General features: G+C 67.2%; 11 protein-coding genes. 4 read left to right on the top strand and 7 right to left on the bottom strand.

The annotated features are described in order from the left end of the window. Positions 1-20 precede the first annotated feature (20 nt). The gene (locus ACSQ9E_RS08910) at positions 21-2,579 is read right to left on the bottom strand and encodes a penicillin acylase family protein (RefSeq protein ID WP_436217483.1); all 2,559 of its coding nucleotides are present in this window, start codon (positions 2,577-2,579) and stop codon (positions 21-23) included. Between the two features lie 111 nt (positions 2,580-2,690). Further along, positions 2,691-3,620, bottom strand: a complete 930-nt coding sequence (locus ACSQ9E_RS08905) for an adenylate/guanylate cyclase domain-containing protein (RefSeq protein WP_057265725.1) — start codon at positions 3,618-3,620, stop codon at positions 2,691-2,693. 418 nt (positions 3,621-4,038) lie between these two features. Between ACSQ9E_RS08905 and ACSQ9E_RS08900 the strand changes: the two genes are divergently transcribed. Beyond that, positions 4,039-4,395 carry a hypothetical protein gene (locus tag ACSQ9E_RS08900; RefSeq protein WP_057203834.1) on the top strand — a complete coding sequence of 119 codons (357 nt, stop codon included), beginning with the start codon at positions 4,039-4,041 and terminating at the stop codon, positions 4,393-4,395. Positions 4,396-4,435: 40 nt separating this feature from the next. On the opposite strand, the gene ACSQ9E_RS08895 is transcribed toward ACSQ9E_RS08900, so the two are convergent. From ACSQ9E_RS08895 to ACSQ9E_RS08880, 4 genes are all read right to left on the bottom strand, one after another. After that, positions 4,436-5,428, bottom strand: a complete 993-nt coding sequence (locus tag ACSQ9E_RS08895; RefSeq protein WP_436217482.1) for an LD-carboxypeptidase — start codon at positions 5,426-5,428, stop codon at positions 4,436-4,438. 81 nt (positions 5,429-5,509) lie between these two features. After that, entirely contained in the window at positions 5,510-6,904 is a 1,395-nt protein-coding gene (tadA, locus tag ACSQ9E_RS08890; protein WP_436220203.1) for a tRNA adenosine(34) deaminase TadA, read from the bottom strand. 5 nt (positions 6,905-6,909) lie between these two features. Further along, positions 6,910-7,173, bottom strand: a complete 264-nt coding sequence (locus tag ACSQ9E_RS08885; protein ID WP_436217481.1) for a hypothetical protein — start codon at positions 7,171-7,173, stop codon at positions 6,910-6,912. Positions 7,174-7,346: 173 nt separating this feature from the next. Further along, complete coding sequence (locus ACSQ9E_RS08880; protein ID WP_436217480.1) at positions 7,347-7,967, bottom strand: LysE family translocator; 621 nt, start codon at positions 7,965-7,967, stop codon at positions 7,347-7,349. 99 nt (positions 7,968-8,066) lie between these two features. On the opposite strand from ACSQ9E_RS08880, the gene ACSQ9E_RS08875 reads away from it, so the two are divergent. Next, a complete protein-coding gene (locus ACSQ9E_RS08875) occupies positions 8,067-9,071 on the top strand; it encodes a GlxA family transcriptional regulator (protein ID WP_436217479.1) in 1,005 nt (334 codons plus the stop codon). 4 nt (positions 9,072-9,075) lie between these two features. Here ACSQ9E_RS08875 and ACSQ9E_RS08870 read toward each other — a convergent pair whose 3' ends face one another. Beyond that, positions 9,076-10,191, bottom strand: coding sequence for a branched-chain amino acid ABC transporter substrate-binding protein (locus ACSQ9E_RS08870; RefSeq protein WP_436220202.1), 1,116 nt, complete (start codon positions 10,189-10,191; stop codon positions 9,076-9,078). Positions 10,192-10,410: 219 nt separating this feature from the next. Between ACSQ9E_RS08870 and ACSQ9E_RS08865 the strand changes: the two genes are divergently transcribed. Both ACSQ9E_RS08865 and ACSQ9E_RS08860 read left to right on the top strand, forming a co-directional pair. Continuing rightward, positions 10,411-12,417 (top strand): peptidase U32 family protein, encoded by a 2,007-nt coding sequence (locus tag ACSQ9E_RS08865; RefSeq protein ID WP_436217478.1) that lies wholly within the window; start codon positions 10,411-10,413, stop codon positions 12,415-12,417. Between the two features lie 162 nt (positions 12,418-12,579). Then, entirely contained in the window at positions 12,580-13,863 is a 1,284-nt protein-coding gene (locus ACSQ9E_RS08860; RefSeq protein ID WP_428000316.1) for an O-acetylhomoserine aminocarboxypropyltransferase/cysteine synthase family protein, read from the top strand. Positions 13,864-13,912 lie beyond the last annotated feature (49 nt).

Raw genomic sequence — 13,912 nt, 5'->3', positions numbered from 1 at the left:
CCTTGGAAACTGTTCTTGGCTCAAGGCGCCGGCGCGAGCGTCAGGGAGTGGCTGAAGCGCGCTGGCTGGCGCTGCAGCAGCCGGGTGCCAGACCCCGCCCAGGCGGTCGCCATGTCGCGGTAGCGCGGCGAGAAGACCAGGCCGCTTTGCCCCGTCTGGTAGATGAAGGTCGATTTTTCCAGGTCCGCCAGGTCGTAGATGGCGCGCAGCGACGCGGCGTGGCGGTTGGCGAAGGGGCCCTTGGCCTCGCCCGCGTTGTACTGGCCCACGTTCACGGTGTAGCCGTCGCCATGGGAAGGCACGCTCACGTCGAAGAAGCGCGCCAATGCCGCCACACTGCCAAAAGGCCGGTGGGCACTGAGCGCGGGGTGGGCATCGCCCCAGCGCCACGCGGCCGGGTCGGCGCCATAGGCGGCCTGCAGGCGATCGAGCGCACGGCCCAGGGCGGCGCCGGCCTGCTCCGCGCAGGTGGAGGGCTGGCACCACCAGGTGTCGTTGCGCTGCAGGATGCCTTCGATGCCGGCGCGGTAGTCGCGCTTGCCATAGGTGGCGGCAAAGCGTGCCTCGCCAATGCGCGGAATGATCACACCACGCGCCAGCTCGTCGGCCCAGGCGGCAAACACCAGTGGCGCTGCACGCCCGGCGTCCATCACGCCGTCAAAGTCCTTGAGCAGGGCCTGCGCCCTGCCGGCCAGCGGGTGGCTGGATTGGGCCTGCTGCAGGTACGGCAGCAGGCGCCGGGTGGCCAGCGAGGTGATGTCGAGCTGGATGGCCTGCAGGCTGGCAGCCGTGTGCCGAGGGCGCGCCTCGATCAGCTCGGCGATGCGCTCGTAGCGGTAGGGCAGCACCCAGTCCTGCGCCAGGTAGTGGGGGTAGCCGGGCGGCGTGACGCGCTGGTTGGCCGTGGCGATCCAGCCCTTGGCGCCCTCGTCCTGCGGGGTCTGGTCCAGCGGCAGCCAGCCCTTCCAGTCGTAGCGCGCGTCCCAACCGGGCGATGGGGCCACGCCGCGGATGTCGTTGTCCGGCGCGCGCACGGGCACGCGGCCCATGGCCTGGAAGCGGATGCGCCCACTCACGTCGGCCGCCAGCACGCTCTGCATGGGCGCCTGGTGGTACTCAAAGGCGGCGAACAGGTCCTCCACCGTGGTGGCTTGGTTGACCATCAGTCCCGCCAGCACGGTCTGGTTGTCCGCCTCCAGCGCCGTCCAGCGCAGGGCCAGCACGTACTTCTTGAGGTCGAGCACGTCGGCGTGCGACCTCTGTGCATCGCTGAGCACCGGGCCGTGGCGCGTGCTGCGCAGGGCGATCTCCACGTCGGGCTTGCCCTTGACGCGGATGGTCTCCTTGCGCACGGCGAACGGCGCCCAGCCTTCGGGCGTGCGGTACTGCGTGGCGTCCGCCGGGTTGATCTGCTCCAGGTACAGGTCCTGCACGTCGGGGCTGGTGTTGGTGAAGGCCCAGGCCACGCTGGCGGTGCGGCCCAGCACCACGAAGGGCAGGCCCGGCAGGGTGGCACCCATGGCATCGATGGCGGCGATCGGCGAACCGTCCGACGCCTTGCCGGCCGGTGCCTGCAGGCGCGCGAAGTACCAGATGGCAGGCGCGCTCAGGGAGAGGTGGGGATCGTTGGCCAGCAGGGGCTTGCCGCTTTCGGTGCGTGAACCTGCCACCACCCAGTTGTTGCTGCCCTTGCCATCGCTGGTGCCAGCGTTGTGCGTCAGCTCATCGGCCCAGGCCAGCATGCCGGCGCTGATCTGGCGCGAGAGCGGGTTGCCGCCCTGCTCTGCCGCAGGCGCAGCGTCGGGCTTTCGGGCCTGCAGCGCGGCGCCACGGGCCAGACCGGCGCTGGGCGCGGCGGCAGCGGCATCGCTGCGGTAAACGCCCAGTTGCCGGTACAGCGCCGCCAGGTCGGCCGATGCGGCGGGTGGCTCGCCCGGGTATGGCGGCATCAGCTGCCACAGCCGGTCGGTATTGAGCGTGCGGGCCACGGAAAGGCGCGCGAATTCATTGCCCCAGTTGCCGCCCAGGTCCAGCGCCATCATCAGCGCCCAGCCCACGCTGTCCTCGGGCTCCCACACCGCGCCGGCCTCGCCACCGGGCTTGGCGCCGAGCACCAGGAACTCGGGCGGCAGGGCCTGCGGTCGGTCCTTGTGGAAGGCATGGATGCCCTTGCTGTAGGCCTGCAGCGCCTCGCGGGCGTACAGGGGCAAACCGGCGTACTGCTTGCGCGCCGTGCCCAAGATGTCCAGCGAGCGCATGAGCTTGTCGGTCTCCAGCGTGGCTTCGCCAAACACTTCGGAGAGCTGGCCATGCATCACACGGCGGTTGAACTCCAGCTGCCAGGTGCGCTCCTGCGCATGCACATAGCCCATGGCGAACCAGGCATCCTGCGGGCTTTGCGCGCCGATGTGCGTCACGTCCGCGCCGTCGCGCCGCACGCTCACGGGCTGGGCCAGGCCGGCGACGGTGATCTTGCCGTCCACCACCGCAAACGTGCGCTGCACGTAGATGGCAGCGCCCGCACCCGCCAGCAAGGCCGCAGCCACCAGGCCCACGGCCGTTTTCTTGATCCACGCCATTGTTGCGTCCTGTCTTGTCTCGGGTTTTCTTGTGCCGGCGATTGTGTCAGAACGTACGCAGGCGCTGAAAGCGCACCGATCCTCGCCAGCCCGCAGACGGCATTCCAGCCCTCAGCCGAGATGCACGTTGCCGCCCACCACCTGGAAGCGCATCTTGGGCGCAGTGGACTCGCTGAAAGAGACGCCCAGCGCAATCTCCCCCGTGCCGTGCAGGATGCAGGCATCGCGGCGCAGGCGCACGGGCGAGTCGCTGCCCTCGAAGCGCACCCAGGTGCCGAAGCTGCTCATGTCGGTCAGCACGAAACCGCTGTTGCGCCAGTCGATGCGGGCGTGCAGGCGCGACACGCGGGGGTCATTGATGCGCAGCTGCATCTCGGTGGCTCGGCCCACATGCACGGGGGCATCGGCCGAGCTGAACGACAGGTCCACCCCATGCCAGGAGAACTGGATCTGCCCCAGGATGGAATCGACGGGCGAGAAACTGCTGATCAGCGCCGACTGCATGGTGAGCGAGTCGGGCTCCTCGTCCTGGCGCCACTCCACCTGGTAGAGCATCAGGGTTTCGGCCTTGCCACGGATTTCCATCATCCCCAGCTTGCGGTACCAGACCGAGGCCGCAGCGCCTGCCAGCAGTACCGCCGTTTCGGTGGCCCAGATCTCGGACGGGCCGGCCCGCTCGCACAGGCGAGAGGCCACGTTCACGGCGTCACCATAGCAATCGCCATCGACATCCACCACCTCGCCACTGGCCACGCCCACGCGGATGTCCATGCGCAGGGGGTGGGGCCAGCGGTCCAGCCGCACCAGGTGCATGCGCTGCATCTCGGCCATGGCCGAAACGGCACCGGCGGCATCGCCAAAGATGCCCAGCACCCCATCGCCCAGTTTCTTGACGACGCGGCCGGCATTGGCTTCGATGGTGTCGGCGATCCACTGGGTCAGCTGCGTCACCGCTTCGGTGGCGCGCTCGTTCCCCAGCGTCTCGTACAACGACGTACTGCCGGAAATGTCGGCAAAGACCACCGTCGATAAAACCGTCATGGGTACGCAAGCGCAGGTAACTTCATGTGAATCAGTTTAGTTCAAGCGCCCACAGAGCGCATGGCGCCACTGCGGCTGCACACGCCTGGCAACGGCCCTGCGCAGAGGCACGGCGGCCCGGCCGGGCGGTCTTTGCTGGCGCAGCCACACGGCAGGCTTTTAGCCCGCATTCACAGGCCAGCAGCGCTTTGCAAGCAGCTGCCGGTGGATGGTTCGAAGCGTTCAGAGCACCGGGCATGACTTCTGCTTAATCCATTCGTACTACATTCAAAAACAAATCGAAAGTTTGCAATTGTTTGCAAAAAGCTATCGAGGCTTGTTGGCTTTATGCGAAAAGCGGGAGCGGCCCCCTTGCATTTGCGCAGTCGGCCACGTACCTTGAGTCCCTTGTTACTTATTTATGGTGAAGAACCATTCCATGCGCTGGAACAAACCCTACGTACGCGGCAGCAGTCTGCACGGCCTGATCGGCCGTGACGCACCCGCGTCGACCGCCTGGGTGCGTGACCAGCAACTGGAGGAAGTGCGCCGCGCCATGATCGGCAGCCTGTCGGGCTTTTCCGGCTGCGAAGTGGCGCGCATGAACATCCGCCTGCGCTATGCAGGCGACATCGAGGCGCTGTGGTACCTGCGCACCGACCTGCAGAGCACCCTGGTCCCCTTGCAGGGCGAGCCTTCTGCCAAAAACGTCATCGCGCAGGTGACACTCCTGTTCCAGGGTCTGTTGCCGCGCGCCTTGGGTACGCCGGTGGCACGCGCGTCGTCGGCATCCTGAGCGGCAAGCCCCTGCGTCGCGCGGCGCCTTTGTGCAGGGCCTACAGATGCCCCCAATAAATCAGCGCGTCGCGCTCTTCCACCGACAGTGACACCGTAGCCCCCACGGGCAGCAGCACCTTGGTCTCCACATGCCCGAACGGCAGGTTGGTGAGCACCGGCGCCTTGATCTGGCTGCGCAGCCAGTCCACCACAGATTGCAGTTTGTAGCCCTTGTCGTGCGGCACCAGCTTGAACTGGGTGAACTGGCCCAGCACCACGGCCTTTTGCTGCGCCAGCACGCCCGCGTGCAGCAACTGCGTCAGCAGCCGCTCGATGCGGTAGGGGTGCTCGTTCACGTCTTCCAGGAACAAGATGCCGCCCTTCACGCCGGGCAGGTAGGGTGTGCCCACCAGCGATGCCAGCACCGCCAGGTTGCCGCCCCACAGCTGGGCACTCTTCACGTAGATGTCGGGCACGGCCGGCTTGCCGGTGGTGGCATGGGGCTTTTCGCGGTGCATGCGCCAGCCCGCGCCTTCGCCGTGGCCGGTAAGCAGGTCGTCGAAGCAGGCCTCCATGATGTCGTCGGGCTCGCCCGCGACGCCGAAGTCGGCGCCCAGGGCGGGGCCGGCCCAGCTCACGGCGCCGGTCTGCGCCAGCAGCGCATTCTGGAAGGCCGTGAAATCGCTCAGGCCGACGAACTTCATGCCCTTGTCGATGGCCTTGGCCACCGCCTTGTAGCGGATGCCCGACAGGATGCGCGACAGCCCATAGCCCCCGCGCGAGATCAGTGCCACATGCGCGCCGCTGGCGGCCGCGCGGTGGATGGCGGCCAGGCGGGTATCGTCGTCGCCGGCAAAACGGGTGTGGCTGGCCAGCGCGTCCACATCCACCTCCACCTCATGCCCCAGGGCCTTCAGGCGGGCAATGCCCCGCTTGAAGGCGGCCTTGTCGCGCACGGCGCTGGAGGGCGAGTAGATATAGATGTGCTTGGGACCATGGTCGTGGTCGCAATCGGCGTGGTCGTGATGGTGGTGATCGTGATCGTTGTGCAAAGCGTTCAGGCGCCGGTGTCGGGCCTGCTCCGTGGAATGGTATGCCGCTGGCGGGCCGCAAAAAGCGGCGCTGGCGTGCGGTCAGGGTGCGAAGTATTCCACAGCCCGTTCGGCAATGCCCCGGCCATGCTCCTGCACGAAGTGCCCGGCCTGCGGCAGCACCACGGGATCAGAGCAGTTGCGGATGTCCTTTTGCAGCGCCTGCATGGTCGCCAGGCCCAGCACCGGGTCCTGCGCGCCCACCACCATCAGGCTCTGGCCCTGCCACCGTTGCTGCCAGAAATCGCGCGCCTGGCGCGAGACTGCGGCGCCCTCGTCCCCCGGACCGGCAGGCACCCGCTCGGGGAAGGCACGCAGCGCGGCACGGTAACCCTTGTCCGGGAAAGGCGCGTCGTACGCTGCGCACTCGGCCGGCGAGAGCTGAAGATTGCCGCGCCCCAGCAATCGGCCCACGCCATACAGCGGCTTGTCGCGGCACATGGCACGCCAGTCCACAAAGCCCTGCGGCAGCGGCACGTCGCCGGTGGCGAGCAGCGTGTTCATCACCAGCAGGCCCTTGAAACGCTCAGGGCAGTCCATGGGCAGCGTAAGCCCCAGAATGCCGCCCCAGTCCTGCACCACCAGCACGGTGCGCTGCAGGTTGAGGCGCTCCACCAGCTCCAGCAGCACCTGGCGGTGCCACTCGAAGCGGTGCGCGGCCTCCTTCTTGGGCTTGTCGCTCTTGCCAAAGCCGATCAGGTCGGGCGCCACCACCCGGTCGCCCGCCGCCAGCCACACGGGCAGCATGTGGCGGTACAGGTAGCTCCAGGCCGGGTTGCCATGCAGGCACAGCCAGGTGCGCGGTGCATCCTGCGGGCCTTCATCCAGGTAGTGCAGGCGCAGGCCGGCCAGGCTGGGCAGGTCGCTCACGTAGTTGGGGGCCCAGGGGTAGCCGGGCAGGTCGGCAAAGGCCGCCTCGGGCGTGCGCAGTGCGTCGTCGCGCAGCGGGTGGCGTGCCAGCGCGTCGGCACGCTGCTGGCTGCGCCGTGCGCCAAAAAAACCGGTGAGCAGCGCGCTGCATTCGTCCGCCAGCACCCCGCCCTGCACACCCGTCTGGTGGTTGATGGCGGTGTGGGCAAACAGGTCCAGCACCGAGCCCGCAGCGCCGGTCCGGGGCTCGGTGGCGCCGAACACCACGCGCGCCAGCCGCGCATGCAGCATGGCGCCGCTGCACATGGCGCAGGGCTCCAGCGTGACATAGAGCGTGCAGCCGTCGAGCCGGTAGTTGCCCAAGTGCTGCGCGGCCGCGCGCAGGGCCACGATCTCGGCATGCGCCGTGGGGTCGTTGGCCTGCACGGGGGCATTGCGGCCGGTGGCGATCACCTGGCCGTCCTTGACGACCACGGCGCCCACAGGCACCTCGCCAGCCTCTGCGGCGGCACGCGCTTCGGCCAGCGCCAGGCGTATGCCGTCCTCGTCGGTGAGCACCACGGCCACGCCCGTCACTTGTCGGCGTCCGGCAGGGCCTGCGCGCGCTGCTTCATGATGTCATCGAGCTGCTGCTGGACCTGTTGCTGCACCTGCTGGCTCTGCTCGCGCACATTGCCCGTGGGGTTGATCACCGGGGCCGATGCACCGGTGCCCGCGATGGGCGCCTGTTGCAGCGCCGCCGCAGGCGCGCGCGTGGCCGACAACTGCTTCTTGGCGACGATGCCCACGATGGCCAGCACCACGACCAGCCCCACCAAACCAAACAATCCACGCATTCCCTGCTCCCGGTACGCGACTGACAAAACTCTTCTGGCGTCGTTGCTGCGTCTTGTCGTACTACCGTACTGCCTGCGACGCAGCGCCTAGCCAAAACCGCTTCGCTGAGTTTTGTCAGCCGCTTGTTTTACTGTGCAGCCCGCACTGTAAACCGGGACGGCGGTGAAGGAGGTCAATGCGTCATCGGCAACGCCGCCCCCATCAGCCCGAACAAGGCCCCGCAGGAGCGGTTGAACTTGCGCCCCGTGCGCTGCAGCCAGGGGCGGATGCGGTGCGCCAGGCTCGCCAGGCCGAACTCCACCAGGCACTCGACCGCCGCGAAGGTGCCCGCCATGACCACGAACTGCAGCCACAGGTCGCGCCCCGGCGCGATGAACTGCGGCAGGAACGCGCCGTAGAACAGCAGCACCTTGGGATTGGAAATCGCAGCCAGCAAGCCTTGCCGGAACAGCCTGCCGCCGGTGACCACCCGCTCGCCCTGGGCATTCGGCAAGGCCTCCAGCTGCATGGCCGGCGCCCGCCACAGCTGGATGCCCAGCCATACCAAATAGGCGCCACCCACCCACTTCATCACCGTGAGCGCATGGGCCGACGATTGCAGCAGCGCCCCGATGCCCAGCATGGACAGCCCGATCAGCGCCACGAAACCCACCGCCCCGCCGCCAATGGTCCACAGCGTGCGCGCCCGCCCGTGCAGGGCGCCATGGGCCAGCACCAGCAGGCTGTTGGGGCCGGGGGTCAGCGACAGGCCAATGACCGCGAGCAGGTAGATCAGCCAGATTTTCAGTTCCATTGCGGCACCATCTTCTTGAATATGGTCTGCAGTCTAGGTGGGTGGGGTCGTCCGTATGGCATCGAATTTGGCTACTATCAATACCAAACTGGACTCCCCATGAGCGCCCCCAGCCCCCTGCCCCGCCCCGACGTGCGCCTGTTGCTGCTGCCGCTGCCCGACTTCGCGCTGCTGCCCTTTGGCGGCTTTCTGGACAAGCTGCGCTTTTCGGCCGACGACGAAGACCACAGCCGCCAGCGCTACTGCGCCTGGACGCTGCTGGGCATCGACGATGCGCCCGTGCTCTCCAGCAGCGGCGTACAGGTGAACATGGACACCACGGCCGATGCCGTGGACCTGGCGGCATTCGAATACCTGGTGGTCTTTGGCAGCCGCACGGTGCAGGCCTCGCGCGCGCATGTGCAGGCCTATGGCCCGCTGCTGCGCAAGGCGGCATCGCGGGGCCTGCCGCTCGTGGCCATCGACAACGCCAGCTTTCTGCTGGCCGAGGCCGGCCTGCTCAAGGGCCATCGCGTGGCGCTGCACTGGCGCCATGTGGCCGAGTTCCGCGAGGCCTTTCCGCGCATCGTGGTGGCCGATGAGCTGATCTATTGCTTCGACCGCGACCGCATCACCTGCGCGGGCGGCACGGCGGCCATCGACATGGCGGTGGAGCTGCTCTCACGCCACTGCGGCCGGGTGCGCGCCTTCAAGGGCCTGGCCGACATGCTGGTGGACGCGCCCCGGCACCAGGCGCACCACCTGCAGTCGATGGAAGGCGCAGGGCCCGACCTCACCCGCCACCTGTCGCGCGCGGTGGCGCTGATGCGCAGCGCCCTGGCCGATGGCCTCACCGTGGCGGATCTCGCCGAGCGCATCGGCATCGGCCGCCGGCAGCTGGACCGGCTGTTCGCCGAGCAGATGGGCATGAGCGCCCATGACCACTGGACAAAGATGCGCATGGAGCACGCCCACTGGCGCGTGACCAATTCGCACCACAGCCTGGCCGCCATTGCCGACGAGGTGGGCCTGGGCAATGCCAGCAGCCTGGCACGGCTGTTCCGCAAGCACTATGGCACCAGCCCGGGCGCGGTGCGCGCAGGGCGGGCCAAAGCCGCGCCCTGAAAGATCAGTTCAGTGCTACGCGGCTGCCGTCCTTGTACGTGTACAGCGTCACGGCCGGGGTCGTCAGCTCGCCCTTGGCCGTGAAGGCGATGTTCGCCGTCACGCCCTTGTACTCGGTCTTGCCGATGAAGGGGATGAACACCTTGGGGTCCACCGAGTTGGCGCGCTTCATGGAGTCGACCAGCACCATGGCCGCGTCGTAGGCGTAGGGGCTGTAGATCTGGAACTGGCCGGGGAACTTGGCGTCGTAGCGCTTCTTCCAGTCGGCGCCGCCCTGCATCTTGGCCACCGAGGCGCCGCCCGTGGCGCAGGTCACGTTCTTGAGGGCGGGGGTCTTGCCGGCCAGCTCGGGCAGCTTCTCGGTGCACAGCGCATCGCCACCAAAGAACTTCACGCCGCCCAGGCCCAACTGCTCCATCTGGCGCAGCATGGGGCCGGCCTGCGCGTCGAGGCCGCCGTAGAAGATGGCATCGGGCTTCTTGTTCTTGATGGCGGTGAGGATGGCCATGAAGTCCGTGGCCTTATCGGTGGTGAACTCCTCGCCCACCACCGTGAGGCCCTTTTGCTGCGCCGTGGCCTTGAAGACCGAGGCCACGCCCTGGCCATAGGCCGTGCGGTCGTCGATGATGGCCACGGCCTTGAGTTTGAGGTGGTCGGCCGCGAAGATGGCCAGTGCCGCGCCCAGCGCGCTGTCGTTGGCGATCAGGCGGTAGGTGGTCTTGTAGCCGGGCTTGGTCAGGTCGGGGTTGGTGGCCGCAGCCGTGATGTGCGGCACGCCGCACTTGTCGTACACCGATGCGGCGGGGATGGATGTGCCCGACTGCAGGTGGCCCACCACGCCAGCCACCTTCTGGTCGCACAGTTTCTGCGCCACGGCCGTGGCCTGGCGCGGGTCGCCCGCATCGTCTTCGGCAGCGATCTCGAACTTGATCTTCTTGCCACCAATCACCAGGTTCTGCGCGTTCAGGTCATCCAGCGCCAGGCGCACGCCGTTTTCCGTGTCCTTGCCGATGTGGGCAATGCCGCCCGACAGCGGGCCCGCATGGGCAATCTTGACGACCTGCACGTCCTGCGCCAGGGCGGCGGAGCAGACAACGGTGGCGGCTGCCGCAGCAACCAGTGAGAGATGAAAGCGCGAACGGTAAGCAAAAGACACGGGCAAAACTCCGGATGAACAAGGACAAGGGAGAGCGCTCTGACCAGAGGCCCGGCCAGGCGCCGCCATCCTATCCCGTCTTCGGTACATCAGACTTGCACAACAGAATTGCATACAGCATTAGTCGAGCTAATTGCAATCCCATTGGACCGGGAGTGGCCGCCGCTGGGATAATTGCGCCCCATGTCTCTCTTGCCCCACCAGCTCGAACTGCTCGCGCCTGCGCGCGATGCGGACATTGGCATCGAAGCCATCAACCACGGTGCCGACGCCGTCTACATCGGCGGCCCGGCCTTCGGCGCACGCGCCGGGGCGGGCAATGACATCCGCGACATTGCGCGCCTGGTGCGCCACGCGCACCGCTTCAACAGCCGCATCTTCATCACGCTCAACACCATCCTGCGCGACGATGAACTCGAAGACGCGCGCCAGATGGCCTGGCAGGTGTACGAAGCCGGGGCCGATGCGCTGATCATCCAGGACATGGGCCTGCTCGAAATCGACATGCCGCCCATCCAGCTGCATGCCAGCACGCAGACCGACATCCGCACGCCCGAGAAGGCGCGCTTTCTGCAGGACGCGGGGCTGTCGCAGATCGTGCTGGCGCGCGAGCTCACGGTGCAGCAGATCGCAGCCGTCCACAAGGCCCTGGGCCCGGTGGACGCGCCGAGGCGCGCCAACATCGAGTTCTTCATCCACGGTGCGCTGTGCGTGGCCTACAGCGGCCAGTGCAACATCAGCCATGCGCAGACCGGCCGCAGCGCCAACCGCGGCGACTGCAGCCAGGCCTGCCGCCTGCCCTACCAGGTGACCGACGCGCAGGGCCGCTTCATCGCGCACGACAAGCACGTGCTCAGCATGAAGGACAACAACCAGAGCGACAACCTGCGCGCCCTGATCGATGCCGGCGTGCGCAGCTTCAAGATCGAAGGCCGCTACAAGGACATGGGCTACGTGAAGAACATCACCGCCCACTACCGCACCCTCATCGACGGCATCATGCAAGAGCGCGAGTCCTCGGGCCACCCGCTGTCGCGCTCGTCGAGCGGGCGCACCAGCTTCACCTTCACGCCCGACCCGCTGCAGAACTTCAACCGCGAGTTCACCGACTACTTCGTCACCGGCCGCAAGCAGGACATCGGCGCCTTCGACACGCCCAAGAACCCCGGCCAGGCCATCGGCTGGGTCACCAAGGTGGGCGCCGATTTCGTGGAGCTCGAAGTGAGCAGCCCCGCCACCGTGCTGCACAACGGCGACGGCCTGTGCTACTACGACCTGCACAAGGACCTGGTGGGCATGGCCATCAACCGGGCCGAGCCCGTGTCGCCGCGCAGCACCACGCAGTGGCGCGTGTTCCCCAAGGATCCGATGGAGGGCTTCAAGGATCTGCGCAAGGGCACCGAGATCAACCGCAACCGCGACATGGACTGGGTGCGCACGCTCGACAAGAAGTCAAGCGACCGCCGCATCGGCCTATGGGTCTACCTGTCTGAAAAGCCAAGCGGCTTTGCGCTGACCCTGACCGACGAAGACGGCTATGCTGGCGGCGCGCAACTCGACCACGCGCACCAGCCGGCCACCGATGCCGCCAAAGCCGAGGCCAGCCTGCGCGAGCACCTGGCCCGCTTTGGCGCCACCATCTTCGCGGTGAACGACGTGGGCCTGCAGCTCTCGCAGCCCTGGTTCATCCCCGCATCGGCCGTCAACGCCCTGCGCCGCGACGCACTGGCCGACCTGGAGGCCAATCGCGCCAAGGGTTTTACGCGCCTGCAGCGCGCCACCCCGGTGGAGCCCCCGGCCCCGTACCCTGAGGACACGCTGAGCTTTCTGGGCAACGTGTTCAACCACAAGGCGCACGACTTCTACGTGCGCCACGGCGTGAAGGTGATCGACGCAACGTACGAGGCGCACGAAGAAGAAGGCGAAGTCAGCCTCATGATCACCAAGCACTGCGTACGCTTCTCGATGAGCCTGTGCCCCAAGCAGGCCAAGGGCGTCACCGGCGTGCAGGGCACCATCAAGGCCGAGCCCTTGATGCTCATCAACGGCAAGGAAAAGCTGACCCTGCGCTTTGACTGCAAGCCCTGCGAGATGCACGTGGTGGGCAAGATCAAGCGCCAGGTGCTCAACAGCCAGGCGCGTGAGACGCCGCTGAACTTCTACCGCACGCGACCGCAGCAGGGCAGCTGAGCGGGGCGCCAGCCTGGCAGGTCCACCCCTGCCGTCACTGGCCGCATAAGCACATACGAAACGATTCGATCTGCCTCGGGAGGGGCGGTGGAAGAATGGTTCAGGCACTCCATTGGGGTGCTTGGCCCCTTCGTACCAAACCCTTCCAAGAGACAAACCCTCATGCAGATCGAAACGCTCGCAGTCCACGCCGGCTACAGCCCCGACCCAACGACAAAAGCAGCCGCCGTACCCATCTACCAGACGGTGGCTTATGCCTTCGACAGCGCGCAGCACGGCGCCGACCTGTTCGACCTCAAGGTGCCGGGCAATATCTACAGCCGCATCATGAATCCGACCAACGACGTGCTTGAAAAGCGCGTCGCGGCGCTGGAGGGCGGCATTGCCGCGCTGGCCGTGGCATCGGGCATGGCGGCCATCACCTACGCCATCCAGACCATCGCCGAGGCGGGCGACAACATCGTGTCGGCTAGCACGCTCTACGGGGGCACGTACAACCTGTTCGCCCACACCCTGCCCCAGCAAGGCATCACCACCCGCTTTGCCGACCCGCGCGACCCGGCCAGCTTTGCGCAGCACATCGACGCGCGCACCAAGGCCATCTTCATCGAAAGCATCGGCAACCCCCTGGGCAACGTCACCGACATCGCCGCCCTGGCCAAGGTAGCCCACGACCATGGCGTGCCGCTGATCGTGGACAACACCGTGCCCAGCCCCTACCTGCTGCGCCCCATCGAGCACGGGGCCGACATCGTGGTGCACTCGCTCACCAAGTACCTGGGCGGCCACGGCAACAGCGTGGGCGGCGCGATTGTGGACAGCGGCAAGTTCCCTTGGGGCCAGCACAATGCCCGCTTCCCGCGCCTGAACGAGCCCGACGTGAGCTACCACGGAGTGGTCTACACCGAAGCCCTGGGCCCCGCCGCCTTCATCGGCCGCGCCCGCGTCGTGCCCCTGCGCAACACGGGTGCCGCGCTGGCACCGCAGAACGCCTTTTTGATCCTGCAAGGCATCGAAACCCTGGCCCTGCGCATGGACCGCATCTGCGACAACACCCTGGCCATCGCCCAGTACCTGCAGGCCCACCCCAAGGTCGAATGGGTGCGCTACGCCGGCCTGCCCGACCACCCGGACCATGCGCTGGTCCAGCGCCAACTGGGCGGGCGCGCATCGGGCATCCTGAGCTTTGGAGTGAAGAACAGCGATGCCGATCCGCGGGCTGCGGGGGCGCGTTTTCTCGATGCATTGCAGCTGTTCACCCGCCTGGTGAATATTGGCGATGCGAAGTCACTGGCCACGCACCCGGCATCGACCACGCACCGCCAGCTCAATCCCGAGGAACTGGCCAAGGCCGGGGTGAGTGAGGGGATGGTGCGGTTGTCGGTGGGGATTGAGCACATCAGTGATCTGAAGGCGGATTTGGAGCAGGCGCTGGCGAAGGTTTGATGTCGACCTGCCGACGACGACCTCTGCAATTAAGTATTGTCTCGTCACA

This window comes from Acidovorax sp. LjRoot118 (assembly GCF_964253575.1).
Lineage (GTDB): Bacteria > Pseudomonadota > Gammaproteobacteria > Burkholderiales > Burkholderiaceae_C > Acidovorax.
This window is presented reverse-complemented; position numbering and strand designations above follow the sequence as displayed.